We start from the raw sequence: 25,407 nt of genomic DNA on the forward strand, positions 1-25,407 counted from the left end.
GTAATCCTAGAAAGCGGCATTGCGGAGACTAATGCCGGTTCCCTAAGAAAGCGTTGATGGTTCCCATGCCTCTGGAAAGCCTTCCGACAGTTCAGATCGTGGTTGCGCTTGCTCTGCTCGACGGGGCGGGGCGCGTGCTGATGCAGCGCCGCCCGCAAAACAAGGCTCATGGTGGGCTTTGGGAGTTCCCCGGCGGCAAACTGGAACCCGGTGAGACATGCGAAGCGGCAGTTGTAAGGGAAACCGACGAAGAGCTTGGTATTACCGTCGATGTTGCTGATTTATTTCCCATTTCTTTTGCCGCCGGATCGTCGGTTAACGGTGGGCGGCAGGTGCTTCTCTTGTTGTTTGCGACCCGACAGTGGTGTGGGAAGCCGCGAGCGCTGGAGACTGGCAGCGCCATCTCATGGGTATCCGAACAGGAACTGTTTTCGCTGGAAATGCCGCCGCTCGACATTCCATTGGCGCGTGCACTGATTCCTTTTCTGGAAGGGGTTGCCAAAGCTGAAACAGCCCCCTAAAGGCGCGTCTCCCAAGCACCCGTAGCTCAGCTGGATAGAGCATCAGACTACGAATCTGAGGGTCGGACGTTCGAATCGTTCCGGGTGCGCCATTCCCTTCGGGGTGTGGTGGGATTGAAATGGCAGGCACCCGTAGCTCAGCTGGATAGAGCATCAGACTACGAATCTGAGGGTCGGACGTTCGAATCGTTCCGGGTGCGCCAATCCCATATTTCGAAAACGGCCCGCCTCGAGCGGGCTTTTTTGTTGCGTAACAGCGCCCAGTTTCGCTGCGCTCGCGAACAGATAACCAAATTGGCACGCGGATTTTGCATAGGTATCCACGAAAGGTTCGTTTCCAGCGAACGGCGTTGCGCATGGCTCCTACTAAGGTATAGGCTCGCCAAGCATTTCGGACGTTACGGAATGTGAGGCTGCCATAAAAGGAACCCCAGACTTGGCCAAACCCGCCAGGCCCAGTGCCGCCAAGCCCGCTGCCAGATCCGCCACGAAACCCGCTGCAAAACCGGCGAATTCCCGCGCTGCCAAGGCGGCTGCGGAACCGGTAATCGCATCCTCGGTTGCTGAAGAAGCTGCCTTTGCGCTGCGCAGTCTCCAGCAGGCACACGCCAACAACCGGCGTTTTGATGCCAGCGACGAGGAACTGCTGAAGTTCTACGAGCAGATGGTGCTGATTCGCCGTTTCGAGGAAAAGGCCGGGCAGCTCTATGGTCTCGGCCTGATCGGCGGCTTCTGCCATCTCTACATTGGGCAGGAAGCCGTTGCGGTCGGCCTTCAGTCGGCGCTCAAGGAAGGGCACGACAGCGTGATCACGGGCTATCGCGATCACGGGCATATGTTGGCCTATGGCATCGATCCGAAGGTGATCATGGCCGAACTGACCGGACGCGGCGCGGGCATTTCGCGCGGGAAGGGCGGTTCGATGCACATGTTCAGCACCGAACACAAATTCTATGGCGGCCACGGTATCGTTGGCGCGCAGGTTCCGCTGGGCGCGGGCCTTGCCTTTGCGCACAAGTATCGTGGCGATGGCGGCGTGTGCATGGCCTATTTCGGTGATGGCGCGGCGAATCAGGGCCAAGTCTACGAAACCTTCAACATGGCCGCGCTGTGGAAGCTGCCGATCATCTTCGTGGTCGAGAACAACGGCTATGCGATGGGCACCGCGGTAAAACGCGGGTCGGCTGAAACACACTTCTATCGCCGCGGCACGGCATTCCGCATTCCTGGCATGGACGTGAACGGCATGGACGTGCTCGAAGTGCGTCAGGCTGCCGAAGTGGCGCTCGAATACGTCCGCGCAGGCAATGGTCCGGTTCTGATGGAACTGAAGACCTATCGCTATCGCGGCCACTCGATGTCGGACCCGGCGAAGTATCGCAGCCGTGAGGAAGTGCAGGATATGCGCGACAATCACGATCCGATCGAAGGTGCGAAGGCCGAACTGCTGAAGCGCGGCGTGACCGAGGACAAGATCAAAGAAATCGACAAGCGCATTCGCCAGACTGTGGCGGAATCGGCTGATTTTGCCGAAACCTCGCCTGAGCCGGATATGGCCGATCTCTATACCGATGTGCTGGTGGAGACCTATTGAGATGGCAATCGAACTGAAGATGCCCGCGCTCTCCCCGACCATGGAAGAGGGCACGCTGGCCAAGTGGCTGGTCAAGGCTGGTGACGAAGTGAAGTCTGGCGACATTCTGGCCGAGATCGAGACCGACAAGGCGACGATGGAATTCGAAGCCGTGGACGAAGGCGTGATCGGTGAAATCCTCGTGGCCGAAGGCACCGAGGGCGTGAAGGTCGGCACGGTCATCGCAACCATCGCAGGCGAGGACGATGTTGCGGCTCCGGCACATGCGGCAGAGCAGAAGGCTCCTGAAAGCGCGGCTCCTGCTGCGCAGGATGCAAAGGCAAAGGCTGCGGCGGCGATTGCGCCGAAAAGCGATGCGAATCCTGCCACGGATCCCGAACTGCCCGCAGGGACCGCGATGGTTCCCACCACCGTGCGCGAAGCGCTGCGCGACGCGATGGCAGAGGAAATGCGGGCCGATGACCGCGTTTTCGTGATGGGCGAGGAAGTTGCCGAATACCAAGGCGCTTACAAGGTCACGCAGGGACTTCTCGAAGAGTTCGGGCCACAACGTGTGATCGATACGCCGATCACCGAATATGGCTTTGCCGGCATTGGCGCCGGCGCGGCGATGGGCGGTCTGCGTCCGGTGATCGAGTTCATGACGTTCAACTTCGCCATGCAAGCGATTGACCACATCATCAACTCGGCGGCCAAGACCAACTACATGTCTGGCGGCCAGATGCGCTGCCCGATTGTGTTCCGTGGGCCGAACGGTGCAGCCAGCCGTGTGGGCGCGCAGCACTCGCAGAACTACGGGCCGTGGTATGCGGCAGTGCCGGGGCTTGTGGTGATCGCGCCTTATGACAGCGCCGATGCCAAGGGCCTGCTCCGCGCCGCAATCCGCAGTGAAGACCCGGTCGTCTTCCTCGAAAACGAACTGGTCTATGGCCGCACGTTCGATGTGCCGCAGATGGATGATTTCGTTCTGCCCATCGGCAAGGCGCGCATCGTTCGCCCCGGCAAAGACGTGACCATCGTGTCCTACTCCATCGGCGTGGGCTTTGCGCTGGAAGCGGCGGCGAAGCTGGCGGACGAAGGTATCGATGCGGAAGTGATCGATCTGCGCACGCTGCGCCCGCTCGATAAGGACACCGTGCTGGCCTCGCTCGCCAAGACCAACCGCATGGTCGTGGCTGAAGAAGGCTTCCCGATCTGCTCCATCGCATCGGAAATTATCGCCATCGCGATGGAAGAAGGCTTCGACCATCTCGACGCGCCAGTGGTTCGCGTGTGCAACGAGGATGTGCCGCTGCCTTATGCGGCCAATCTGGAAAAGGCCGCGCTGATCAATGCGGACAAGATCGCAGCGGCTGTGCATAAGGTCTGCTATCGCTGACCTGGTCGGTTTGAACCTGAAAATGGAAGGGGGCACCGTTCACATCGATGCCCCTATTTCCGTTCAATGACCTTGTACGATTTATGAGAAGCCGTCGTAGACGTTACAGCGTGCCACGGTGTCAGGCTCGGTGGCACTGCGTTGGTAGATCTGGCTCAGATCGCGATCGTCACGCACGTTGAAGGTCGCCGTCGTGCGGATCACCGGATCTCCCACGAACGTATCGCTGATCAACGGCTGATAGGCGTATTCGATTTCGACGAAGATCACGGCGTCATCCTTGGCAGCCGCAACTTCTTCGCCCGCAGGCCCCATGCCCTCCAGCGAACCATCGGTGCCGGTGCCTTCGGGGCCATAGGTTGATTGATAGTCCCGTTTGCCTTTGCAGCGCTGCCAGTGGATGTATTGAGTGTCTTCAGTGGTTGGCACCACTTCAAGGCTGCTGATCACGACACGCCCGTGCTCGAACAGATCAAGGTTGCCAGATTGCACGTTCGCGCCGGCAAGGATGTCGTTGATGTCGCTCTCATATATCTTGAGCGCTTCAAGCATCGATACGTCGCCAATGCGCGAACCATTGTCGGCTATCTGCATGGCCAATTGGCTGATCCGCATGTGTGTGATCGCCAGACTGCCCAGTTCCGCGCCCCACATGCCGAGCATCAGAACGACGGGCAGGCCCAGCGCCATTTCAACCGCTGCGACGCCCGAACGTGCTGTCTCCAGTCGCTTCAAGATGGACATGCGCTTCACGTGCAGTTCCCCACTTTAGCGACGCTTTTCTGCAGATCGTAAGGCTGATTGCGCAGCACTGTGGAGGCCGTGCTGGTGACCGTTTCTGGCAATCCGATCAATGATGCCATCGGAAACTTGCGGGAATATCGCATCGACACGGTGTAGAGCACGGCATCACGTGCACCGCCCAATCCCGATGCACCGCGATCCTGATCCCAAGTGCCGTTGCCATTGGCGTCCTCGTAGGCTTCTCCATCGTCGCAGACGCCGTTGTCGTTGGCATCGGTGAAATCTTCGGCCACGCCGACGTCCGAGAAATTCGCATAGGCCTTGCGCGAGAATGTGAGAGTAGCGTCGGGGACGACCTCCACAACTTCGTGCTTTACCATGTCATCAATCGAACTGACGATGTTGGCCGCACCTTCCACAGTCGAAGCGCGTGCTGCACGCTGGAGGGCACCTTGCAGCATGGTATTGGCGTAGACGGAAAAGCCCATATCGAACAGGCCGATCAGCACGAGTGCAAGCGTGGGAGCGACCAGCGCGAACTCGACGACGGCCGCACCATCAGATGCGCGTTCAAGAGCTTTGAGGGATTGTGGAGCAATCACAGCGCCAACCTGAGATCGCCTATCGATTTGGCAATTTTCTTGAAGGCATCGTCCAGCTCAGCCGCATTGTTTGCGCGGAAGTAATATCCTTCGCCTGCGCAATTTGTCATGATCGGATTGAGTTCAGTGCCGAATGCCACGAACCACACCTTGATGTTCTTTTTCTTTGCCTGCTCGCACACGAAAGAAAACCGCTTCTCGATCGTCTGTGTCAGCGTGAGGGGGGACGTTGGATTCCAGCGACGCAGGGACAGCGGCTCTACGCCGTACGAGCCGTAGCTGATATCGAGTGAAGAGGTTTGACCATCGGTCAGAAATATAAGATGTCTGCTGGTCCGCTGCTTGGCCGAAACGTCGGCGTTTTCTGCGGAGAACAGGCCGGTGGGCGAAAGCACGCGCGCCGCCCAGATCATGCCGATATCGTGATAGGTGCTTCCCGCCGCGACCAGACTATCGATGTAAGTGTCGTAGTCCGTCTGATTCCACACCTGCAACTTGCGCGCAGCAGTGGGGCAGGCAGCGAAGCCGGCGACACCGGGCGCAAGATATTCGTCGTTGGTGCTGACAGGCGTGGTGCTGAAGTTGCCGGTGCCGTTCCACAACCGTGCGCGTTCGTAGATGATTGAGGGATACATCGGCCGCCATTGTGTTTCGGCATCGCCCGCAGACGGGACCAGATCGATGTCGAGATCCTTCGCGCGATCAAGATCAACATTGTCATAGTCGTCGATCTGATAGGTTTGACGTTCTTCGATGCACCCGTTTGAAGCCGTTCTCCAGTCAGACGTATCGCGCGTGACATTTCGGTAGAGCCATGAGGCGCCTGTGCCCACGGAAGGTTCGGTTATGTACCGGAAGGTGTCTACATAGTTCGCGTAGGTGGTGGTCGACAGCGTGCAGGTGCTGCCAGAAAGGCTCACGGAATAGATATCGCCGTTGCGTGTGCGATTGTAGGTATAAATGGTGCGCGTGCCGTCCGGGTTGGTAACTGCCTCGGTGGTGGTCGATTGCAGCGCGGTGCCGGTCGTCATGGTGTTGGCAGGTTTGGCGCAAGTGAAGCCCCCGCTGCCATCCGACGTTGCTGCAAACGTGGACGTTCGGGTGTAGTATGTCCCCGATACCGGCGAGACCGCGCTGTAATACCCATATAGTGCCCCGGAATTCTTGGCGCCGACGAGCGTTCGGGAGGGATAATCCCACTCTGAAACCATCCAGTCGTCTTTGAGCAACCCACCAACATTCACATTGGTGGAATAAGGAACGAACCCGAAGCGGATGCGGCTTTCCGGCTGTCGGGTGTTCTCCATCGTGGTGTAAAAGTCTTTCACCACGGCTTTGAGTACAGATATCTTGGGTGTGGTGTCGTCCGGGTTGCTTTCGGCCATAGACCCGGTGACGTCGAGCGCCATGACGATATCAGTATTGGGTACGGTCAGTTCGGCCTTGCAGGATACCGATATCTCGATCTGGTCCTTGCCAAAGAAGTGCATGATGTCGGTCGGCAGCACGACTGAGGCTGAGCCGTCGATAGAATTGCCTTCCCCGATCCCCATCGAAAACTGCCGATCAATGGAATTGTAGATGCCATCGGCGAAGTTTGCATTGAAGAAGCGGTTGCCTTTGCTGACGACGGTGCCGCCATCTTCATCGGCATCAAAATTGCTGATCGCGCCCAATTCCTTGCGCGCTCCGAGAACACCAGCGTCGCAGGCTTGCTGCAAGCGCGACTCGACGAGGTAGGCGCGCCCCATGTCGATGCTTGACCCGACAATAGCCAGCAGGGGAACGATTGAAAAACCCAAAATCATCAGTGCGTTGCCGCTGTTGTCCTGCGCCAGATCGGCAACCGTCTGCAGCACACACCGCAATGTGGCGCGCGCAGGCGCAAGACGAGGGAAAAAGGGCACATCTGCACGAAGCATGAGGCCCTCATAGTGAAAGATACTTAATTCAACGCAAAAGTCGCGGCGCGATCAGTTAACCACCTTTGCGCCTCGCCAATGCCGGAACTGTCCTCAGCGCGCTGCTCTACGGTTTCAAGATGTCAGACGATGGGCTAGGGGCCTATCGCGTTAGAGATGAAGTAGGGCGACAACCGAATGCAAGAGCCGCAGATGCCAGGTGACGATGTCGATCCACGGCATCGTATTGCGCTGGCCTACGCGCCTAAATCGGCACGCCCAGCTTGGTATGCACTGCTTCTGCTCGAACGCAAATTGGCCGAGGCCGCGCGCCCCGGACGTGATCCGATGATGATCCAACTCCGTCTGGCCTGGTGGCGCGACAGACTTGGAGAGGAGTCGGCGCGCTGGCCTGTCAGCGAACCAGCTTTTGCACACCTCAGGGCATGGCAGGGCAAGCATCAATGCCTTTCAGCGCTGGTCGATGGTTGGGAAGCAACCATCGTGGGTGAGGATGAAGGGCGTGAACTGGCCGCGGCGAGAGTGGCCAGCTATGTGGCGCTGGCTGAGCTGCTCGGCGCTGGTTCACCTGAAACAGTGCGCTCTGCGCTGCACGATATCGACTACCCGCAGGCGGCATCGCCGCTGCCACATGCCCTGCCGCGCGCAATGCGTCCCCTCGCGGTGCTGCGCGCTTTGGCCCTGCGCAAAGCGCGCGGTGGACGTCATACCCCCTTTTCCGATCTTGCGCGGGTGATCTGGGCGGGCTTGCTGGGACGATAAAAGTGCAAGTCCTGCCAAAGCGGTAGCATCTTTCGCTGCGGATGCGGTCCGGTCCCGATTAACTTTGCCTCCACGATGGAGCGCAAAATACGATGATTCGAGGGTTGCTCGGCGGTCTTGCCGCACTGATGCTTGTCGCTGCCGGAATATTCTGGTGGCAAGGGCGCGCCGAGACGGGGTTCGGCGGCGAGGCACCCGCGCTTCCCGTGGCCGAAGCGCCTGAGGCTGAACCCGAAGACCTGCCCAGTGCCGATGCCGATGGCATGATGGGCGTTGCTCCACCCGAAGCGACAACTGTCGGGCGTGAAACGCGCCGCTTCAATCTGGTGGACAAGGATCGGGACAACCGGATCAGCCGCACCGAAATGCTGAGCGGCCGCGCGCGCGATTTTCGCAAGCTGGACAAGGACGGCAACAATCTGCTGACGTTCGACGAATGGGCGCATACTACGGTCGACAAGTTCAAGGTGGCTGACGGGAACGCCGATCTTTTTCTTACCCGTGAAGAGTTTGCGACCACGCGGCCCAAGGAACGACCTAAACCCAAACAGAAGTGCGCGTGCAAATAGCAGTCAGGCCAGTGTCGCGACCCATTCCGCCAGATCCGCCTTGGCGCGCTCGGTATAGGCTTCCTTGCGCGCTTTTTTCTTCACGTCATGCAGGGGCGGAAACAGTCCGAAATTGACGTTCATCGGCTGATAGCTTTCCGCTTCGGCATCACCAGTAATGTGCGATAGCAGTGCGCCCAACGCGGTAGTGCGCGGCGGGGCTGTCCATGTGCGGCCCGCAATCTGCACAGCAGCCATCAGGCCGGCCAGCATCCCGACGGAGCCGCTTTCGACATAGCCTTCGCACCCTGTGATCTGCCCGGCAAAGCGGATGTGCGGAGCCGATTTCAGCCGTAACTGACGGTCAAGCAGGGTGGGTGAATTGAGAAAGGTGTTGCGATGCAGACCGCCAAGTCGCGCGAACTCGGCTTGCTCAAGCCCCGGAATCGTGCGGAAAACGCGCACCTGTTCTGCATGTTTCAGCTTGGTTTGGAAGCCGACCATGTTCCACAGCGTGCCAAGCTTGTTGTCCTGACGCAACTGGACCACGGCATAGGGCCAGCGGCCATTGGGATGCTCTTCCGTAGCCCAATGCGGGTTATCGAGGCCGACCGGTTTCATCGGCCCAAACCGCAAGGTTTCGACCCCGCGTGACGCCATGACTTCGACCGGCATACAACCGTCGAAATAGGGGGTGTTGGCCTCCCATTCCTTGAACTCGGTCTTGTCGCCCGCCAGCAGTTCCTCTCGGAAGGCGAAGTATTGGTCCTTGGTCATCGGGCAATTGATGTAGTCGCGCCCATCACCGCCCATCGCGAGCGACGCTTCCGCCCCCTTGTCCCAGCGTGAAGCCATCCACGCCACATCCATGTCGATGGATTCGCGATAGACGATGGGCGCGATGGCATCGAAAAAGGCAAGGCTATCCGCCCCGGTGGCCGCGCCGATGTTCGTTGCCAGCGATGGTGCGGTGAGCGGACCTGTGGCGATGATCGTCAAGCCATCGGAAGGCAGAACGTCCACACGTTCGCGCACCAGCTCAAGCGTGGGCTGCGCGCGCAACGCGGCTTCAACCTCGGCGGAAAAGACGTCACGATCAACGGCAAGCGCAGACCCTGCCGGCACCCGGGCCTTTGCGGCGGCAGCCATGAGCAGGCTGTCACACTGACGCATTTCATAATGCAGCAGGCCGACCGCGTTCTTTTCATCGTCATCGGAACGGAACGAGTTGGAGCAGACCAGCTCGGCCAGTCCGTCACCATTGTGTGCGGGCGTCGTATCGCCACCCCCGCGCATTTCCGAAAGCCGCACGCGAATGCCGCGCCGGGCCAGTTGCCACGCTGCTTCGCTTCCGGCCATGCCGCCGCCGATGATGTGAACCTGATGCGTCATGTGCTCGCCCTTGGCATCGCGGTGCCGCTGCGGCAAGACTGTCTGGAGAGATGAGGGGAAGGGGACAAGTGCCCAAACGCGCGTTGATCGAGAAGCGGCCGTGGTTGGTGGCGAGCCTCCTTGCCGGTGTCAGCTATTGGCTGGCGGCCAAGGGCCACGTGCCGGGGCTTTGGCTGATTCTTTGGAAAGGGGCTGGCGTTGCCCTGCTGGCGGCTTATGCCTGGGCGCATCATCCATCGCGCAACGCGCACCTGACTGCGCTGGTCATGGTGTTGGGTGCAGCGGGCGACATGGTTCTGGAAGTGAATTTCACTGGCGGTGCAATTGCATTCCTGCTCGGCCATCTGGTGGCCATTTCGCTTTATATGAAGTTCCGGCGTGCTCAGCCTTCAGGAAGCCAGAAAGCGGCGGCGGTTGTGACATTGATCGCGGTGCCGCTGATTTCCTATCAGTTGTCTGGAAGGCCAGAGGTGGCGCTCTATGCTCTCAGCCTTGGCGGAATGGCTGCTGCGGCTTGGCTCAGCAGCTTTCCACGTTACCGCGTGGGGCTAGGCGCGATGATGTTTGTGGCGTCCGATCTATTCATCTTCGCGCGGATGGGACCGTTGGCTGGCAGCACGATACCCGGGTTGATGATTTGGCCGCTCTATTATTTCGGGCAATTCCTGATCTGCACCGGCGTGATTGGCACGCTACGCGCGCGCGGGGAATTCGCGGCAAGTTAGAGGGCTGTTACCCCGCGACCGGCAATCGCACCTGCTCTGCGTCATCCCGCTCTAAGGGGCCATATGCCACCGCCGCGCTCAGTGGCAGGTCGGCATATATATGCGGGAACAGCGCCCCGCCACGCGAAGGTTCCCACTTCACCGCATCGCCCAGCACGACAAGATCGACCGCAACAACGTGAAGATCGTCCTGTCCCGCGAAGTGCTTGTCCACCGTTTCGGTAAGTTGCGCTTCGGTCGACAGGTGGATGTACCCATCCGCCAGATCGACCGGCGCGCCCTTGAACAACTCGTCTGCCTCAAGCTGCGCCATTTGCGGCCCGGTCAGCACCTTGTAGGCAAGGAGTGGTCGTTCCGTCACTCCGGTGCGCTTCCGTCATCGGCTTGGGGCGTTGCAACCTCGGCTTCATCCGCGCCTTCCTCTTCGGCCAGACGCACCGCGCTGACCACATGTTCATCGCCCGAAACATTGAACAGGCGCACGCCGGCAGACCCGCGACCGATCACGCGCAACGAACCGAGCGGCAGCCGGATCAGCTTGGCCTGATCGGTGACCAGCATAAGCTGGTCGGCTTGTACTGCCGGGAAGCTTGCCACCACCGGACCATTGCGGCCGATGTTGTCGATATTGGTGATGCCCTGGCCGCCACGGCCAGTACGGCGATACTCATAGGCCGATGACAGCTTGCCATAGCCATTGGCGCACACTGTCAGGATGAACTGTTCGCGCGCCTGCAGTTCGGCATAGCGTTCTGCCGAGAGTGCCGGTTCGCCTTCCTTCTCGCCCTTCCACGGTGCAAAGCGAACATAGTCCTCACGCTCGTCAGGCGAGGTGCCGACACGGTGCAGGATCGACAGCGAGATAACCTCGTCATCGCCTTTGAGCGTCATGCCGCGCACGCCGGTAGAGGTACGGCTCGTGAACTCGCGCACTTCGTCACCAGCAAAGCGGATGGCCTTGCCCGCGCGGGTGGCGAGCAGAACGTCATCGCTTGGCTCCAGCAGAGCAACGCCGATCAGGCGATCATCGCTGTCCTCATCGAACTTCATCGCAAACTTCCCGTTCGACGGGATGTTGGCAAAAGCGTCCATCGAGTTGCGGCGGACGTTGCCTTTGGCCGTCGCAAAGACGACCGAAAGTTTGCCCCATTCCGCCTCGTCTTCCGGCAGCGGAAGAACGGTGGCGATTGTCTCGTCCTTGTCCAGCGCGGGCAGCATGTTGATAACCGGACGACCGCGCGTGGTTGGCCCGCCTTCGGGCAGGCGCCACACTTTCAGGCGATAGACCTTGCCCGCCGTCGAGAAGAACAGCACAGGGGTGTGCGTGCTGGTGACGAACATCGTCCCGACCGCATCCTCGTCCTTCGTCGCCATGCCGCTGCGGCCCTTGCCGCCACGGTTCTGCGCGCGGAAGGTGGAAAGTGGGGTACGCTTTATATAGCCGTCGAGCGTGATCGTAACGACCATATCCTCGCGCTCGATCAGGTCTTCGTCCTCGATCCCATCAGCGGGCGCGGTGATTTCGGACTTGCGCGGTGTGGCAAAGGCCTGCCGCACTTCGAGCAGTTCCTGCCGCATCACGCCATAGAGCTTCACGCGGTCGGCAAGGATCGAAAGGTATTCGGCAATAGCCTTTGAGAGGCCTTCAAGTTCATCGCCAATTTCGTCACGGCCAAGCGCGGTCAACCGGTGCAGGCGCAGTTCCAGGATCGCGCGAACCTGAATTTCCGAAAGACGATAGGTCGCCGCATCAGCAACGCCCACATCCTCGATGGCTTCCACAAGCCGGATATAAGGCGCGATCTCACCCATCGGCCATTCGCGCGCAATCAGTGTTTCACGCGCGGTGGCGGGGTTGGGCGAACCACGGATAATCCGCACCACTTCGTCAAGGTTCGTAACCGCGATGACGAGGCCAAGCAGGATATGCGCCCGATCACGCGCCTTGTTCAGTTCGAACTTGGTGCGCCGGGTAATGACTTCCTCGCGGAAGCGCACGAAGGTTTCGATAATGTCCTTGAGATTGAGGACTTCGGGCCGACCGCCGCGGATCGCCAGCATGTTCGCCGGGAAGCTCGATTGGGCGGGCGTGTTGCGCCACACCTGATTGAGCACGACTTCGGGCGTTGCATCGCGCTTCAGGTCGATGACCACGCGCACGCCTTCGCGGTTCGATTCGTCGCGGATGTCAGAGATGCCTTCGATCCGCTTGTCCTTCGCGGCCTCGGCAATCTTTTCGACGAGGCCGGATTTGCCGACCTGATAGGGGATCGAGGTAAGGACGATGGCGCGACGATCCCCGCGCCCTTCTTCGATCTGGTGGCGCGCGCGCATGATGATCGAGCCACGGCCTTCATGATAGGCCTTGCGCGCACCTGCCGTGCCCAGAATGAGCGGCGCGGTGGGGAAATCCGGTCCCGGAATGATCTGGATCAGTTCGTCAATCGTGATCAGCGGGTTGTCCATATAGGCAAGGCAGCCGTCGATCACTTCGCCCAGATTGTGGGGCGGGATGTTCGTCGCCATGCCCACTGCGATCCCGCCCGCGCCGTTGACCAGCAGGTTGGGGAAGCGCGCAGGCAGAACCTGCGGTTCATGCTCAGAACCGTCGTAGTTCGGGATGAAGTCTACCGTATCCTTTTCGATATCCGCGAGCAGCGAATCCGCCACTTTGGCAAGGCGCGCTTCGGTGTAGCGCATCGATGCCGGCGGATCGGGGTCCATCGAGCCGAAGTTCCCCTGACCGTCGATCAGCGGAAGCCGCATCGACCAGTCCTGCGTCATGCGCGCCAGCGCGTCATAGATCGCAGCATCGCCGTGCGGGTGGTACTTGCCCATCGCATCGCCAACGATACGCGCCGATTTGCGATAGGCCTTGGTCGAGACGAAGCCGTTTTCGTGGCTGGTCCACAAGATGCGACGATGAACCGGCTTCAACCCGTCGCGCACGTCAGGCAGCGCGCGACTGACGATCACGCTCATCGCGTAATCGAGGTAGCTGGTCTTCATCTCGTCAACGATGTCGATCCGCTGGAACTCGCCATCAGGGGCGGGGGCAGGAGGGTCGATGATCGTGGTGTCGTCGCTCACGTGGACTGCTTTTCGTTATGATGACAAAGGACGGAAAAATGGCCCTAGACCCATTGCCCGACGATAGCCAGCAATGCGGCCCGGATCGGCCCTGATCCGCCCCGGTTTTCCACATTTGTGAGTGCGTGCGACCAGTTGCCTGAATATTCGGACGAGGCGTCATTCAATCCCCGTTCACGGCAGCAAGGATAGCGCACAAACCGTTGCCAAGGGGCTATTTCCGCGCCACTAGCGGATACGACCAGAGGTGAGAGGACCGAAGGTGCATCTGTTGCCGGGCATGGTCGCCCCGCAAGGCATCCGGTCGAACAGGAGACGAGTTCTATGCGTGCTACTTTCAAGCGTGTTTCTGGCGGCATGATCGGCAAGACGGCGCTGGCCCTTGCCCTGTCCACCGGCGCGCTGACGGTCGGTGCGACCGCCACGTTCGCCAAGGAAAAAGAGCCGAAGGTTGAAAAGGCAAGCTATTCGAAGGAATTCGTTGGCGCTGCCGCTCCCATCCAGAAGACGATGAACGCGCTCGACGAAGCCAAGAAGAAGGGCGCCGATGCCGCCGCGCAAAAGGCGCTGGTCGCCAATGCCCCGGCAGAACTCGCCGCTGCAGAAGCTGCTATCAAAACTCCGCTTGATCGTATGGCCGCTGGTGGCTGGGCGGTCAGCCTTGGCGGCACGCTGAACGATGTCGCCATGCGCCAGCGCGGTATGCAGAACATGCTCGACAGCGGCCAGGTGCCTGCTGCGAACGTGACGGAATATCAGTTCTACCTTGGCAACTTCGCCTATTCGAACAAGGATTTCCCGGCTGCGGTCAAGGCTTTGACCGCCGTCGTCGCCGCCAACTACAAGGATGATACCGCTGCTGAACTGCTGGCGGATTCGTACTCGCAGCAGGGCCAGAACGCCGAGGCGCTTGCAGCGCTCAAGGCTGCCGTGGACGCGCGCAAGGCCGCAGGTGGCGCAGTGCCGGAAGGCTGGTTCAAGCGTGCGAACCTGATTGCGTACAAGAACAAGCTTGGGCCGCAAGCGATCGAATGGTCGACGATGATGGTCGAAAACGATCCCACGCCGCTCAACTGGCTTGGCGCGGGCCAGCTCGTGCGTGAATTCGGCCAGTTCACCAATCAGGAATCGCTGGATCTTGGCCGTCTGCTGCTGCGTTCGGGCGGCTTCCAGAACGATCCCAAGTATGTAGAGCGTGAATACATCGAATATATCGAAGCCGCTGACCCGCGCCGTCTTCCGGGCGAAGTCCTGAAGGTAACCGAAATGGGCGTCAAAAGCGGCGTGCTGAAGGCGAATGATCCGTTTGTTTCGGATGCGCTTTCGCAGGCAAAGAGCCGTATCGCACCTGACAAGGCCTCGCTCCCAGCGCTCGACAAGGAAGCCCGTGCAGGCAAGGACGGCAAGAGCGCGCTGGCAATGGCCGACGCATACCTATCCTACGATGAACCGGCCAAGGCTGAAGAAATGTACGAGATGGCCATCGCCAAGGGCGCGATCGACAAGGATCGTGCACTGACCCGTCTTGGTATCGCGCAGCTCGATCAGGACAAGTTCGAAGATGCCAAGGCCAGCTTTGCGCAGGTCGCCGGCGCTCGCGCGCCGCTGGCACGGCTTTGGGCCACTTTCGCGACGACTCAGGCGCGTCCCTGAACCAGTTCTGCGGAAGCAGGCATAAAAAAGGGCGGCCCGCTCGGGCCGCCCTTTTTCGTTACGCTTGGAGGCTGGACGGGCAGCCTTCAAAAATCAAGTAACGGGTGCGAAATCCCCGCTCGCCTCGTCCAGAACGTGCAGAACGCCGTCAGAGATCGCGAAGAATGCGCCGCGCAGGCGAAGTTCGCCTTGTGCTTCCTTGCGGCTAACGAAAGGGAATGTGCGCAGATTGGCTATGCTCTGGCGCACCCCTGCCAGTTCCATTGCCTGTTCGGCGTCGCGCCCGTCGATTCCATGCTTGGCGACAACTTCTTCGCGCACATCGTCGAGCAGCGAAATCCAGTCGGTCACAAAGCCGCCATCACCGGGGGCAGTGCCTTTCAGGCTGTGGGTAAGCGCGGCCTTGCAACCGCCGCACATACCGTGGCCCATGACCACGACTTCCTTGACCTTCAGCACTTGCACCGCAAATTCGAGCGCGGCCGAAACACCGTGATGGCCCGGCGTTGTTTCGAACGGGGGGACCATCGCCGCGACATTGCGCACCACGAAAATCTCGCCCGGATCGACATCGAAGATCTGGGCTGGATCGACACGGCTGTCGGAGCATGCGATGACCATGACCTGCGGTTCCTGCCCATCGCGAAGCTGGCGCCAACGTTCCAGCCGGCGGTTCCAGCCGGTTTCCCTGAAGCGGCGGTATCCTGAAAGCAGGTGGTCGAATTCGGGGGTTCTCTGGGTCATGGTCAACGCTAATGGCCGCAACGATTGGGTCTTTCAAGTGTGGCGCGAACGGCCTATCTGGACCCAATGAACGACCCGACCCAAAATCTCCGCCCCGAACGCCAGCGTAAGCCTGACTGGATTCGCGTAAAAGCCCCCACGAGCAAGGGCTATGGCGAAACGCGCGCGCTGATGCGCGAACTTGGGCTGAACACGGTGTGCGAAGAAGCGGCTTGCCCGAACATCGGTGAATGCTGGACGAAGAAGCACGCGACCGTGATGATTCTCGGCGAAGTCTGCACGCGGGCCTGTGCCTTCTGCAACGTGAAGACCGGGATGCCACGCGCGGTGGACCCGATGGAACCAATCAATGTCGCCACAGCGGCGGCCAAGATGGGCCTTGAACACATCGTCATCACATCTGTTGATCGTGACGATCTGCCCGATGGCGGGGCAGGCCATTTCGTCAAAGTGATCAACGCACTGCGCGAGATGACGCCAAAAACCACGATCGAAATTCTGACGCCCGATTTCCGCAACAAGATGGAAGCCGCCGTCGAAGCCATCGTTGATGCCGGGCCGGACGTTTATAACCACAATCTCGAAACCGTGCCACGGCTCTATCCCACGATCCGCCCCGGCGCGCGCTATTATGCTTCGCTGCGCCTGCTGGAGCAGGTGAAGCGCCACGATCCGCGCATCTTCACCAAGTCTGGCGTAATGCTCGGCCTTGGTGAGCAACGCCTCGAAGTGCATCAGGTGATGGACGACATGCGCTCCGCCCAGATCGATTTTCTCACGATGGGGCAATACCTTCAGCCTACGCCAAAGCACGCCAAGGTGATTGAATTCGTCACGCCCAAGGCATTCGATGCCTATGGCGCAATCGCGCGTGCCAAGGGCTTCCTGCAGGTTGCGGCCAGCCCGCTAACGCGGTCCAGCTACCACGCCGGGGATGATTTCCGCGCAATGCGTGCCACGCGCGATGCGCAGCTTGCCAAGGTCGCCCAGAAAGCCGCAGCGCAGGGCTGAAACCTTGCCGAAGATCGTTGAAACCCGGTCGCTGCAATGGTCGGCAGAGCAGATGTTCGATCTGGTCGCCGATGTGCGGCGCTATGCCGAATTCCTGCCTTGGGTCGTTGGCACCCGCGTCAGGTCTGACAGCGAAACCGAAATGATCGCGGATATGCTGGTGGGGTTCAGCGCCCTGCGTGAGAAATTCACCTCGCGCGTTCACAAGGTGCGGCCCGGCCACATCCGGGTCGAATATATCGACGGCCCGCTCAAGCGGCTTGAAAACGATTGGACGTTCACGCCCAATGCCGATGGCGGCTGCACCATCAGCTTTTGCGTGGACTTCACCTTTCGCAACGCCATCTTCGAAAAGCTGGCGGGGCAGTATCTCGATGCGGCGTTCCGCAAGATGGTCGCCGCATTCGAGAAACGGGCCGAGCAGCTTTACGGCAGCAGCAGTTCCAGCGCGGTCAGCGTGGCCTGAAGGCGCACTTCGGCGCGTGTAGTTGCGGTGTCGAATACTTTTAGTTCGGCGTTGGTGGCTTCAGGATCTTCACCACGCTTGGCACAGGCAAACACGACCGTGCCCACCGGTTTCTGTTCGCTCCCACCATCAGGCCCGGCAACGCCAGTGATTGCCACGGCAACATCTGCGCCCGATTTTTTCAGCGCGCCTTGAGCCATCGACCATGCAACGGCGATGGATACCGCGCCAAACGTATCGATCAGATCCTCCGAAACGTTCAGCAGTTCCTGCTTCGCTTCGTTGGAATAGGTCACGAAACCGCGATCCAATACTGCCGAACTGCCCGGAACTTCGGTCAATGCCGCAGCTACCAGACCGCCGGTGCAGCTTTCGGCCACGGCCACCTTGCGGCCAAGCGCTGCATTTTCAGCAACGACCCGGCGCGCCAGTTCACCGAGTATCGGCGGGAGAACGCTGTCCATGCGATCAGGCCGCTGTCTTGCAGATCGGAAATGACGAGGTCTTGCCGGGCTTCGGCTTGCTCGACAGAACCAGAATGAAGCTGACCAGTTCGGCGGTGTTTTCCGGCGGAAGCGGTGACAGCAAACGCACGCCGCGTTCGATGGCCGTGCATTGATCCGGCTTGATTTCGCTGCCGACCATTTCGCTGACGAGTCCTTCGACGAAAGGTTGCACAGCCTCATCAGGCAGGTTCGCGATCGTGTCGGTCATCTTGCTGTCCTTGCTCGACCCCAGCTTGACGAAGGCAGACTTGGCCATCGGCCAGTTCACGGCCTTGCGCGTTGCATAGCGATCAAGGAATTCACTGCCGCGCGTCGCGAAATAGCCATTGCTGGAAAGATGCAGCTTGCAGCTCTTCATCGTGCCGTCGATCACAGAGGGCAGGGCAAAACCGACGAGCGCGGTAACCTCAGCTTCGCTCAGGCACGGGGCCGCGGGGGTGGCAGCTTGCGCCAATTGTGTCTGGAACAACGCCAGACCGGCGCTGGCGGCCAGTGCAAATCGTGAAATCTTCATCCGCGTCAAGCTCCTGCAAGCGTCGGCAGCAGTGGTCCTGTGGAATGGACCATCGCCACCGCCTGTGCCGCAATTCCTTCACCACGCCCAGTCATTCCAAGGCGTTCTGTAGTCGTCGCCTTGACCGAGACAAGGCCTGTGTCAATCCCGAGAATGCGGGCAAGCGCCTCGCGCATGGCCTGCTTGTGTGGGCCGATCTTCGGTGCTTCGCAGATCACCGTGACATCCACATTGCCAATTACGAATCCTGCCGTGCGCACAAGGCTTGCCGCGTGGGCAAGGAACCGGTCGGACGATGCGCCTTTCCACTGCGGATCGGATGGCGGGAAGTGATCGCCGATATCGCCTGCCGCGATGGCACCGAGCAGGGCATCGACCAGCGCATGAATAGCCACGTCGGCGTCGGAGTGCCCGGACAGGCCCTTGTCATGCGGAATCCTGACGCCGCACAGCCAAAGTTCTTCACCCGAAACAAGGCGATGAACATCAAAGCCCATTCCGGTCCGAAACTGGCGGTTCACCTCTTGCTCCTCAAGATCGGCGGCGAAAGTCACCTTGCGTAGCGCTTCGTCGCCTTCAACCAGCAGGACCTGATGCCCCGCCGCCACTGCCACTTGCGCATCATCCCCTGCGTCGGGTTCGCGCTGCCATGCGCGATGCGCGGCAAGGATGGGGTCAAAGCCAAACCCTTGCGGCGTCTGCACGCGATAAAGCTCCTCGCGCGGCACGCTGTGAAGCATTGCACCGGCACTACCGCGCACCACGCTGTCCACCACCGGAAGTACCGGTATCGCCGCCACGCCATGATCCAGCGCATCGACCAGCCGGTCGATCACCGCGCACCCAAGCATCGGCCTCGCCGCATCGTGAATCAGCACTTTTACTGGGGCAGCTGCGGCCAGATGTTCCAATGCAACGTGCACCGATTCCTGCCGGGTTGCTCCACCCAAGACGAACTGCACGTTCGCAAGCCCCGCCAGCGCGTCAGCGGCCACATCGTGCCAGCCATCGGGAATCGCCACCACGACAGGCGCGATTCCGCTGGCCAGCAGTGCTTCCACCGAATGTCGCACCAGTGGTTTGCCCCGCCAGATCACGAACTGCTTTGGCACAGCGCCGCCTGTACGCATCCCTTTGCCTGCTGCCACGACGACGGCGGCAACTGAACCAGACAGATCGTCGTCAGTTAGAGGCGGGATAGCGACCATTCGCCGCGCCTCTACCAGCGGTTACCCACCTGGAGCAACAGTCTTGCCGTTTCATTTGCAATCGACTAAGCGCTGCCTGTTTTTTAGGCAGTTATTGATCCATGTCCGAAGCCCCTGTTCCGCCACAGCTAAAACCCATTCAGGTCGGCCCTGTCACCGTCGATTGTCCGGTCGTGCTTGCTCCGATGACAGGCGTATCGGACTTGCCGTTCCGTACGATCGTGCGCCGCTTCGGTTCGGGCCTCAACGTGACCGAGATGATCGCCAGCCCCGCCGCGATCCGCGAAACGCGCCAGTCGATTCAGAAGGCCGCATGGCACCCGATTGAGGAGCCGGTCTCGATGCAACTCGTCGGCTGCGAACCTGATCAGATGGCTGAAGCTGCCAAGCTGTCCGAGGACAAGGGCGCTGCGATCATCGACATCAACATGGGCTGTCCCGTGCGCAAGGTCGTCAACGGCGATGCAGGTTCGGCGCTGATGCGCGATATCCCGCTAGCCACCCGTTTGATCGAGGCGACGGTCAAGGCGGTGAACGTACCGGTCACCGTCAAGATGCGCATGGGCTGGTGCCATGACAGCCTCAACGCTCCCGAACTTGCCCGCATTGCGCAGGATCTGGGGGCGAAGATGATCACGGTCCACGGTCGCACGCGCAACCAGTTGTACAAAGGCAGTGCCGACTGGGCCTTCGTGCGCCGCGTTAAAGATGTAGTTTCTATCCCCGTGATCGTAAACGGCGATATCTGCACTATCGAGGACGTGGCCACCGCCGTTGAGCAAAGCGGTGCTGATGGCGTGATGATCGGGCGCGGCTCCTATGGCCGTCCTTGGTTGCTGGGCCAGATCATGCACTGGCTCAACACGGGTGAGCGTCTGGCCGATCCTACCTTGCCGGAACAATACGCCCTGATCATCGAACACTACCACGCCATGCAGGAACACTACGGCACGGTGACCGGCGTCAACATGGCGCGCAAGCATCTGGGCTGGTATACCAAGGGGCTGCACGGTTCGGCGGATTTCCGCAACAAGGTGAACTTCATCGACGATCCCAAGGCGGTTATCGCCAGCCTTGCCGATTTTTATGGCCGCGCAATCGAACATCAGTTGGCGGTGGATGAAGCCGCAGGGCAGCGCGCTGCCGCATGATTGCGCTTCCCGACTGGCGCCGTTCCGAACCGGGCCAGAAGCCCGATCCGAAGCGCGTCGTCGCAAGCCTCCCGCTGGCCCTGCTGCAACTTGATCCCGATCTGATCGTCGCCACGGTCAATCCCGCAGCCGAACAGCTTATGGGCCAAAGCTACCGCCGCCTTGTCGGCAAATCGGTGGCGGAACTGTTCGATTTCGAAGAGCCGCTGATCCTTGGCCGCCTTGCCGATGGTGAAGCGCACCTTTTCGCGCGCGGCGTGCGCGTGCGGATCATGGGTCAGGCCCCGCGCCGGTTTGACGTGATGACCAGTCCGGTCACCCATTGTCCGGGGTGGCAACTGCTCATGCTGCACGAAGGCGTTGGCGTAGAAGCACTGACCGGTGACGGCAGCGGCGCGGGCGGTGGGGAAGGGGTGGCCCTGCGCGCGCCCGAAGTCCTCGCGCACGAGATCAAGAACCCGCTCGCCGGCATTCGCGGTGCGGCGCAGCTGCTTGATCGCAAGCTGTCAGAGCGTGACCGCGCGATGACCGGTCTGATCACTGCCGAGGTTGATCGCATTGCCAAGCTGATCGATCAGATGCAGTCGCTTTCACGGCGTAGCGCCGAGCCTGCGCAACAGTGCAACCTTCACGAAGCCGTCCGCCGCGCCCAGGCTGTGTTGACAGCGGCGCATCCTGCGTCGGCCTTGATCGAAGAGGAGTTTGATCCTTCACTGCCGCCGATCATGGCGAACCCCGATTCGCTGGTGCAAGTCCTCCTCAACCTGCTGAGCAATGCGCGCGAGGCCTGCCAGCACGAAACCGCGCCGAAGATTTCCGTCCGCACCCGCTTCGCCAGCGGCATCCAGCTTCACGCTGGCCCTGGCGGCAAACCGCTGCGGCTGCCCATCGAACTGCGCGTCAGCGACAACGGTCCCGGCATCGATCCCAAGCTGCGTGATCACATCTTCGAACCGTTCGTCACGGGCAAGAAGAACGGGCAAGGCCTCGGCCTTGCGCTGGTGCAGAAGCTTGTGCGGGAGATGAACGGTCGCATCACCCATGATCGGGATGAAGCCAAGGGCATCACCAATTTCCGCATCCACCTTCCTGTTGCAGGATCGGTTCAGCCATGACCAAACGCATCCTGCTGGTCGAGGACGACGCCTCGATTGCTCTCGTCATTACCGCCGCGCTTGAGGCCGAAGGCTTCGAAGTTGACCAGTGTGATTCCATTGCCGGACGGGACCGCTTTCTCGCTGGATACGATTACCGCCTGCTCCTGACCGACGTGATGCTCACTGATGGCGATGGCATCGAAACGCTCGGCCCGGTGCGTGATGCACATCCCGCGCTGCCGATCATCATTCTCTCCGCCCAGAACACGCTCGATACGGCGGTCCGTGCCAGCGATACGGGCGCGTTCGAATACTTCCCCAAACCGTTCGATCTTGAAGAACTGGTCCGCACCGTCACGCAGGCCATCGGCAAGGCCGAAGCTGCAGCGCCTGATCTGGCACAAGACGTTCCGCAAGGTCTGCCGCTAGTAGGCCGCAGCGCCGCAATGCAGGCGGTTTACCGCATGATCACGCGCGTGCTGCGCAATGATCTGACGGTGCTGATCCTTGGCGAATCCGGGACTGGCAAGGAACTTGTCGCCGAAGCGATCCACCAGCTTGGCAATCGCCGCTCCGGCCCGTTCATTGCGGTCAACACAGCCGCTATTCCCGCAGAACTGATCGAGAGCGAACTATTCGGACATGAAAAGGGCGCGTTTACCGGGGCCGTTGCCCGCTCCATCGGCAAGTTCGAACAGGCCAGCGGCGGCACGCTGTTCCTCGATGAAATTGGCGACATGCCGATGCAGGCGCAAACACGCCTGTTGCGCGCGTTGCAATCGGGCCGCATCCGCCGCGTCGGCGGGCGGGATGAGATCACGCTTGATTGCCGCATCGTCGCCGCGACCAACCGCGATCTTCTGCCAATGATCGCCGCAGGCACGTTCCGCGAAGATTTGTATTACCGCCTTGCCGTGGTGCCTATAGAACTGCCGCCCTTGCGTGAACGCGCCGATGATATCGATGCGCTATCCCGCCACTTCCTCGCTCGCGCTGCCGCCGAAGGGCTTCCCCGTCGCCAGTTGACCGCTGCCGGGGCCGACCTTCTGGCCCGCCAACCGTGGCGCGGCAATGTGCGCGAGTTGCGCAATTTCATCTACCGCCTCGCGCTGCTGGCCCGCGATGAAGTGGTTGATGCTGCCACGATAGAGCCACTGCTGTCGCAAACCGACAGTGGCGTTCCACTGTCTCTCCACGCAGAGACAGTGGGGGGGGGGATAGTACAAGGTCCAGCGGACATCGCTTCCGCCGTTGATCAGTGGCTCTTTGCCAACGCGCCCGCTCCAGGCACCGTTTACGACGCAGCACTAGCCGCCTTTGAACGCCCGCTGTTCCTAAATATTCTGGCGCAAACGGGCGGCAACCAATTGCGCGCGGCGCAAATCCTGGGGATCAATCGCAACACGCTGCGCAAGCGTCTGGTAGATCTTGCCATCACGCCCGACGAAATGCCCAAGCGCGATTAAGGCATTGTAGTTGATCCCGCGCGGTCGGGCGTTGGTCGGTTTCCTCTTGCATTAATGCAACAGTGGTGTTGTAGCAGTGCAACGATGCAACAGGCTGGCAACGCTTCCATCCGCAGAATGCCGCGCTGGTACCGCCGCGCGCTTCTAAGCCTGCGTCGGGCAAACGTGTTCTTCCTGCTCGAAGTTGCTGCCACTACTATCCTCGCCCTGATGCTGTCCGTCAGTTGGCTCACGGTCACGGGTACAGGCTCGAACGAACAGATCCTGCCATCACGGCTCACGTCCAGCCTGCTGATCGGCACGCTGGTCCCCGCTATGGCGCTGCTGGTGCTTGGCGGTCGTCGCTTGGCCATCCGCCGTGCCAACAAAAGCGTTCTGGGATCGAGCGGGCGTCTTCATGTCCGCCTCGTCTGGCTGTTCTCGCTTATTGCCGCCATTCCGACGCTGCTGGTGGTGGTCTTCGCCTCGCTGCTGTTTCAGTCGGGCGTTGAGTTCTGGTTCTCCGACAGTTCGCGCGGAATGCTGGAGAACGCCAACCAGCTCGCGCGTGGGTACTACGAAGACAAGCTGCGCGATGTCGGCAACGAAACCATCGCGATGGCGGGCGACATTCGCGACTATCTCGATCAGGCCCCGATCACGTCGACCGAGTTTGCCGAAGGCTATTCCTATCAGGTGCTCGGTCGCAAGATGAACGAGTCCGCCATCCTCGAACGGATGCCCGACGGTTCGCTGCGCACGGCAGCCATTGTCGATCCTGACAAAACCGAACGCCAGCAGCGCGTCACCGGACAGGATCTCAAACGCCTCGATTCCGGCGAGATGGTCGTTGTCAACGCTTCGGCAGAACGCATCGAGGCGATTACTCCGGTAGACAAACAACGCGGCATCTATCTCTACGCGGCACGCACATCGAACGCTCTTGCGCTTGAACAGTGGGAGCGGGCGCAGACTGTCCTAAAGTCCTACGATATGCTGACCTCGCGGGCGAGGGCGCTGCAACTGCGCTTCAACATCCTGCTGTTCGCCGTCAGTCTCGCATTGGTCGCGGTCGCGGTATGGGCCGCACTTCGCTTTGCGGATCGTCAGGTTGCGCCATTGGCCGAACTGGTGTCAGCGGCAAGGACCATCGGCAGCGGCAACTTCGCCATGCGCGTGGCACAGAACAGCGGCACCGATGAAGTGGGCTTGTTGGCCCGTGCGTTCAACCGCATGACCCAGCAGCTTGAAGGGCAGACGCAGGCACTGGTCACGGCCAATGCCCAGCTTGAAGTGCGCCGCGCCTTTATCGAAGCGGTGCTGGAATCGATCACCGCCGGCATTCTGTCCATCGGACGCGATGGTGCCGTGCAGTTGATCAACTCTTCGGCGCAGCGCGTGCTGGTGCCTTCCGACGCCCCCAGCCCAATCGGTCGCCCGCTGGCAGACCTATCGCCTGTCTTCGCGCAGCTTGTGGCGTCCGGTCAGCCTAACAACGTCATCCAGCACCCGCTCGATGGCGATCTGCGCACGCTGGCGGTGCGTGTAGCCGAAGACAGCAACGGCCACGTCATTACGTTCGAGGATATCACCCGCCAATTGCTCGATCAGCGCCGCGCCGCATGGTCAGACGTCGCACGGCGCATCGCGCACGAGATCAAGAATCCGCTCACGCCGATCCAGCTTGCCACCGAACGGCTCAAACGGCGCTATGGCCGCCAGATCGAAAACGATCCCGAACTGTTCGAGGAACTGACCAGTACGATCATTCGACAGGTGGGTGACTTGCGCAAGATGGTGGACGAGTTCTCCTCGTTCGCGCGCCTGCCCAAGCCGGTGTTCCGGGCCGAAGACGCCAGCGATCTGGTCCGCCAGTCGCTGTTCCTGCAGGAAGTCGCTCACGCAAAGATCGATTTCAGCTTCGCCTGTGATGAACCTTCGATGCCGCTGCAGTGTGATCGCCACCAGTTCGGGCAAGTGATGACCAACGTGGTCAAGAACGCGGTCGAGGCGATTGAAGCCCGCGCCAAGGCGGCGGACGTAGACTATCGCGGACGCATCGCTGTAACGCTTGCAGGCGATCATCAGACGGTCACCGTCAGCGTCACAGACAACGGTATCGGGCTTCCCGCTGAACGGGATCGCATTCTCGAACCCTATATGACCACGCGCGAAAAGGGCACAGGCCTCGGCCTCGCCATCGTTCACAAGATCGTCGAAGAACATGGCGGCGAGATGGCCTTCACCCCCGAACCGGGTGGCGGCACGCGCGTCACCATGCGGTTCGCACGCGATCCGCTCACCAATTCCCCCGTACACGCCGAACAGGACTGA

At 60.6% G+C, this 25,407-nt stretch carries 23 protein-coding genes and 2 tRNA genes; 15 read left to right on the top strand and 10 right to left on the bottom strand.

The features are described 5' to 3' along the window. Window positions 1-56 precede the first annotated feature (56 nt). From HGI47_RS03635 to HGI47_RS03655, 5 genes are all read left to right on the top strand, one after another. Window positions 57-521 carry a (deoxy)nucleoside triphosphate pyrophosphohydrolase gene (locus HGI47_RS03635; protein WP_240949971.1) on the top strand — a complete coding sequence of 155 codons (465 nt, stop codon included), beginning with the start codon at window positions 57-59 and terminating at the stop codon, window positions 519-521. Between the two features lie 15 nt (window positions 522-536). Next, window positions 537-613, top strand: a tRNA-Arg gene (locus HGI47_RS03640). Window positions 614-647: 34 nt separating this feature from the next. Beyond that, a tRNA-Arg gene (locus HGI47_RS03645) sits at window positions 648-724 on the top strand. Window positions 725-1,104: 380 nt separating this feature from the next. Next, a complete protein-coding gene (pdhA, locus tag HGI47_RS03650) occupies window positions 1,105-2,115 on the top strand; it encodes a pyruvate dehydrogenase (acetyl-transferring) E1 component subunit alpha (RefSeq protein ID WP_370521638.1) in 1,011 nt (336 codons plus the stop codon). A gap of 1 nt (window position 2,116) precedes the next feature. Then, window positions 2,117-3,493 (top strand): pyruvate dehydrogenase complex E1 component subunit beta, encoded by a 1,377-nt coding sequence (locus tag HGI47_RS03655; protein WP_168851446.1) that lies wholly within the window; start codon window positions 2,117-2,119, stop codon window positions 3,491-3,493. Between the two features lie 81 nt (window positions 3,494-3,574). Here HGI47_RS03655 and HGI47_RS03660 read toward each other — a convergent pair whose 3' ends face one another. The 3 genes from HGI47_RS03660 to HGI47_RS03670 are packed head-to-tail and all read right to left on the bottom strand — an operon-like array spanning window position 3,575 to window position 6,761. Beyond that, window positions 3,575-4,237 carry a TadE/TadG family type IV pilus assembly protein gene (locus tag HGI47_RS03660; RefSeq protein ID WP_370521639.1) on the bottom strand — a complete coding sequence of 221 codons (663 nt, stop codon included), beginning with the start codon at window positions 4,235-4,237 and terminating at the stop codon, window positions 3,575-3,577. Window positions 4,238-4,242: 5 nt separating this feature from the next. Further along, entirely contained in the window at window positions 4,243-4,839 is a 597-nt protein-coding gene (locus HGI47_RS03665; protein WP_168851448.1) for a TadE family protein, read from the bottom strand. Further along, on the bottom strand, window positions 4,836-6,761 hold the full coding sequence (locus tag HGI47_RS03670; RefSeq protein ID WP_206065984.1) for a Tad domain-containing protein: 1,926 nt from the start codon (window positions 6,759-6,761) through the stop codon (window positions 4,836-4,838). Before HGI47_RS03670 ends, HGI47_RS03665 begins: the two co-directional genes overlap by 4 nt. Before the next feature lie 192 nt (window positions 6,762-6,953). On the opposite strand from HGI47_RS03670, the gene HGI47_RS03675 reads away from it, so the two are divergent. After that, complete coding sequence (locus HGI47_RS03675) at window positions 6,954-7,523, top strand: hypothetical protein (RefSeq protein WP_168851450.1); 570 nt, start codon at window positions 6,954-6,956, stop codon at window positions 7,521-7,523. A 92-nt stretch (window positions 7,524-7,615) separates the two neighbouring features. Further along, window positions 7,616-8,092: a hypothetical protein gene (locus HGI47_RS03680; RefSeq protein ID WP_168851451.1), complete on the top strand. Its 477-nt coding sequence runs from the start codon at window positions 7,616-7,618 to the stop codon at window positions 8,090-8,092. Between the two features lie 3 nt (window positions 8,093-8,095). On the opposite strand, the gene trmFO is transcribed toward HGI47_RS03680, so the two are convergent. Continuing rightward, window positions 8,096-9,463 (bottom strand): methylenetetrahydrofolate--tRNA-(uracil(54)-C(5))-methyltransferase (FADH(2)-oxidizing) TrmFO, encoded by a 1,368-nt coding sequence (trmFO, locus tag HGI47_RS03685; RefSeq protein ID WP_168851452.1) that lies wholly within the window; start codon window positions 9,461-9,463, stop codon window positions 8,096-8,098. 68 nt (window positions 9,464-9,531) lie between these two features. Between trmFO and HGI47_RS03690 the strand changes: the two genes are divergently transcribed. Continuing rightward, the gene (locus HGI47_RS03690) at window positions 9,532-10,188 is read left to right on the top strand and encodes a lysoplasmalogenase (protein ID WP_168851453.1); all 657 of its coding nucleotides are present in this window, start codon (window positions 9,532-9,534) and stop codon (window positions 10,186-10,188) included. A 7-nt stretch (window positions 10,189-10,195) separates the two neighbouring features. Here HGI47_RS03690 and HGI47_RS03695 read toward each other — a convergent pair whose 3' ends face one another. Continuing rightward, window positions 10,196-10,501, bottom strand: coding sequence for a DUF952 domain-containing protein (locus HGI47_RS03695; protein WP_206066006.1), 306 nt, complete (start codon window positions 10,499-10,501; stop codon window positions 10,196-10,198). A 44-nt stretch (window positions 10,502-10,545) separates the two neighbouring features. Next, window positions 10,546-13,278 carry a DNA gyrase subunit A gene (gyrA, locus tag HGI47_RS03700; RefSeq protein WP_168851455.1) on the bottom strand — a complete coding sequence of 911 codons (2,733 nt, stop codon included), beginning with the start codon at window positions 13,276-13,278 and terminating at the stop codon, window positions 10,546-10,548. Window positions 13,279-13,602: 324 nt separating this feature from the next. Here gyrA and HGI47_RS03705 point away from each other — a divergent pair, with 324 nt between their 5' ends. After that, window positions 13,603-14,931, top strand: a complete 1,329-nt coding sequence (locus HGI47_RS03705; protein ID WP_168851456.1) for a hypothetical protein — start codon at window positions 13,603-13,605, stop codon at window positions 14,929-14,931. 93 nt (window positions 14,932-15,024) lie between these two features. On the opposite strand, the gene HGI47_RS03710 is transcribed toward HGI47_RS03705, so the two are convergent. After that, window positions 15,025-15,675, bottom strand: a complete 651-nt coding sequence (locus HGI47_RS03710) for a carbonic anhydrase (protein ID WP_168851457.1) — start codon at window positions 15,673-15,675, stop codon at window positions 15,025-15,027. A gap of 66 nt (window positions 15,676-15,741) precedes the next feature. Here HGI47_RS03710 and lipA point away from each other — a divergent pair, with 66 nt between their 5' ends. Next, window positions 15,742-16,686, top strand: coding sequence for a lipoyl synthase (gene lipA, locus HGI47_RS03715; RefSeq protein ID WP_168851458.1), 945 nt, complete (start codon window positions 15,742-15,744; stop codon window positions 16,684-16,686). A gap of 4 nt (window positions 16,687-16,690) precedes the next feature. Beyond that, window positions 16,691-17,152, top strand: coding sequence for a type II toxin-antitoxin system RatA family toxin (locus HGI47_RS03720; RefSeq protein WP_168851459.1), 462 nt, complete (start codon window positions 16,691-16,693; stop codon window positions 17,150-17,152). On the opposite strand, the gene HGI47_RS03725 is transcribed toward HGI47_RS03720, so the two are convergent. From HGI47_RS03725 to HGI47_RS03735, 3 genes are read right to left on the bottom strand one after another with little or no spacing between them, the layout of a single operon-like run. Next, window positions 17,113-17,616 carry a CinA family protein gene (locus tag HGI47_RS03725; RefSeq protein ID WP_168851460.1) on the bottom strand — a complete coding sequence of 168 codons (504 nt, stop codon included), beginning with the start codon at window positions 17,614-17,616 and terminating at the stop codon, window positions 17,113-17,115. The genes HGI47_RS03720 and HGI47_RS03725 overlap by 40 nt on opposite strands. Before the next feature lie 4 nt (window positions 17,617-17,620). After that, entirely contained in the window at window positions 17,621-18,172 is a 552-nt protein-coding gene (locus HGI47_RS03730; RefSeq protein ID WP_168851461.1) for a hypothetical protein, read from the bottom strand. A gap of 5 nt (window positions 18,173-18,177) precedes the next feature. Continuing rightward, window positions 18,178-19,380, bottom strand: a complete 1,203-nt coding sequence (locus HGI47_RS03735) for a bifunctional 2-C-methyl-D-erythritol 4-phosphate cytidylyltransferase/2-C-methyl-D-erythritol 2,4-cyclodiphosphate synthase (protein ID WP_168851462.1) — start codon at window positions 19,378-19,380, stop codon at window positions 18,178-18,180. Window positions 19,381-19,481: 101 nt separating this feature from the next. Here HGI47_RS03735 and dusB point away from each other — a divergent pair, with 101 nt between their 5' ends. The 4 genes from dusB (at window position 19,482) to HGI47_RS03755 (ending at window position 25,407) form a co-directional block, all read left to right on the top strand. After that, window positions 19,482-20,531 carry a tRNA dihydrouridine synthase DusB gene (gene dusB / locus HGI47_RS03740; RefSeq protein WP_168851463.1) on the top strand — a complete coding sequence of 350 codons (1,050 nt, stop codon included), beginning with the start codon at window positions 19,482-19,484 and terminating at the stop codon, window positions 20,529-20,531. Further along, window positions 20,528-21,646, top strand: coding sequence for a nitrogen regulation protein NR(II) (locus tag HGI47_RS03745; RefSeq protein ID WP_168851464.1), 1,119 nt, complete (start codon window positions 20,528-20,530; stop codon window positions 21,644-21,646). Before dusB ends, HGI47_RS03745 begins: the two co-directional genes overlap by 4 nt. After that, window positions 21,643-23,094 carry a sigma-54 dependent transcriptional regulator gene (locus HGI47_RS03750; protein WP_168851465.1) on the top strand — a complete coding sequence of 484 codons (1,452 nt, stop codon included), beginning with the start codon at window positions 21,643-21,645 and terminating at the stop codon, window positions 23,092-23,094. Before HGI47_RS03745 ends, HGI47_RS03750 begins: the two co-directional genes overlap by 4 nt. Window positions 23,095-23,178: 84 nt before the next feature. Next, window positions 23,179-25,407, top strand: coding sequence for an ATP-binding protein (locus HGI47_RS03755; RefSeq protein ID WP_168851466.1), 2,229 nt, complete (start codon window positions 23,179-23,181; stop codon window positions 25,405-25,407).

This window comes from Novosphingobium sp. ERN07 (assembly GCF_012641335.1).
Classification (GTDB): domain Bacteria; phylum Pseudomonadota; class Alphaproteobacteria; order Sphingomonadales; family Sphingomonadaceae; genus Novosphingobium.

Bases quoted from the DNA above. Each gene is read 5' to 3' on its own strand.
- HGI47_RS03730 (WP_168851461.1), bottom strand. From the start codon at position 18,172: ATGAAGATTTCACGATTTGCACTGGCCGCCAGCGCCGGTCTGGCGTTG.
- HGI47_RS03655 (WP_168851446.1), top strand. From the start codon at position 2,117: ATGGCAATCGAACTGAAGATGCCCGCGCTCTCCCCGACCATGGAAGAG.
- HGI47_RS03710 (WP_168851457.1), bottom strand. From the start codon at position 15,675: ATGACCCAGAGAACCCCCGAATTCGACCACCTGCTTTCAGGATACCGC.
- HGI47_RS03735 (WP_168851462.1), bottom strand. From the start codon at position 19,380: ATGGTCGCTATCCCGCCTCTAACTGACGACGATCTGTCTGGTTCAGTT.
- HGI47_RS03755 (WP_168851466.1), top strand. From the start codon at position 23,179: ATGCAACAGGCTGGCAACGCTTCCATCCGCAGAATGCCGCGCTGGTAC.
- HGI47_RS03725 (WP_168851460.1), bottom strand. From the start codon at position 17,616: ATGGACAGCGTTCTCCCGCCGATACTCGGTGAACTGGCGCGCCGGGTC.
- HGI47_RS03705 (WP_168851456.1), top strand. From the start codon at position 13,603: ATGCGTGCTACTTTCAAGCGTGTTTCTGGCGGCATGATCGGCAAGACG.
- HGI47_RS03750 (WP_168851465.1), top strand. From the start codon at position 21,643: ATGACCAAACGCATCCTGCTGGTCGAGGACGACGCCTCGATTGCTCTC.
- HGI47_RS03695 (WP_206066006.1), bottom strand. From the start codon at position 10,501: ATGGCGCAGCTTGAGGCAGACGAGTTGTTCAAGGGCGCGCCGGTCGAT.
- dusB (WP_168851463.1), top strand. From the start codon at position 19,482: ATGTCCGAAGCCCCTGTTCCGCCACAGCTAAAACCCATTCAGGTCGGC.
- HGI47_RS03675 (WP_168851450.1), top strand. From the start codon at position 6,954: ATGCCAGGTGACGATGTCGATCCACGGCATCGTATTGCGCTGGCCTAC.
- HGI47_RS03660 (WP_370521639.1), bottom strand. From the start codon at position 4,237: ATGTCCATCTTGAAGCGACTGGAGACAGCACGTTCGGGCGTCGCAGCG.
- HGI47_RS03670 (WP_206065984.1), bottom strand. From the start codon at position 6,761: ATGCTTCGTGCAGATGTGCCCTTTTTCCCTCGTCTTGCGCCTGCGCGC.
- lipA (WP_168851458.1), top strand. From the start codon at position 15,742: ATGAACGACCCGACCCAAAATCTCCGCCCCGAACGCCAGCGTAAGCCT.
- HGI47_RS03745 (WP_168851464.1), top strand. From the start codon at position 20,528: ATGATTGCGCTTCCCGACTGGCGCCGTTCCGAACCGGGCCAGAAGCCC.
- trmFO (WP_168851452.1), bottom strand. From the start codon at position 9,463: ATGACGCATCAGGTTCACATCATCGGCGGCGGCATGGCCGGAAGCGAA.
- HGI47_RS03680 (WP_168851451.1), top strand. From the start codon at position 7,616: ATGATTCGAGGGTTGCTCGGCGGTCTTGCCGCACTGATGCTTGTCGCT.
- HGI47_RS03635 (WP_240949971.1), top strand. From the start codon at position 57: ATGGTTCCCATGCCTCTGGAAAGCCTTCCGACAGTTCAGATCGTGGTT.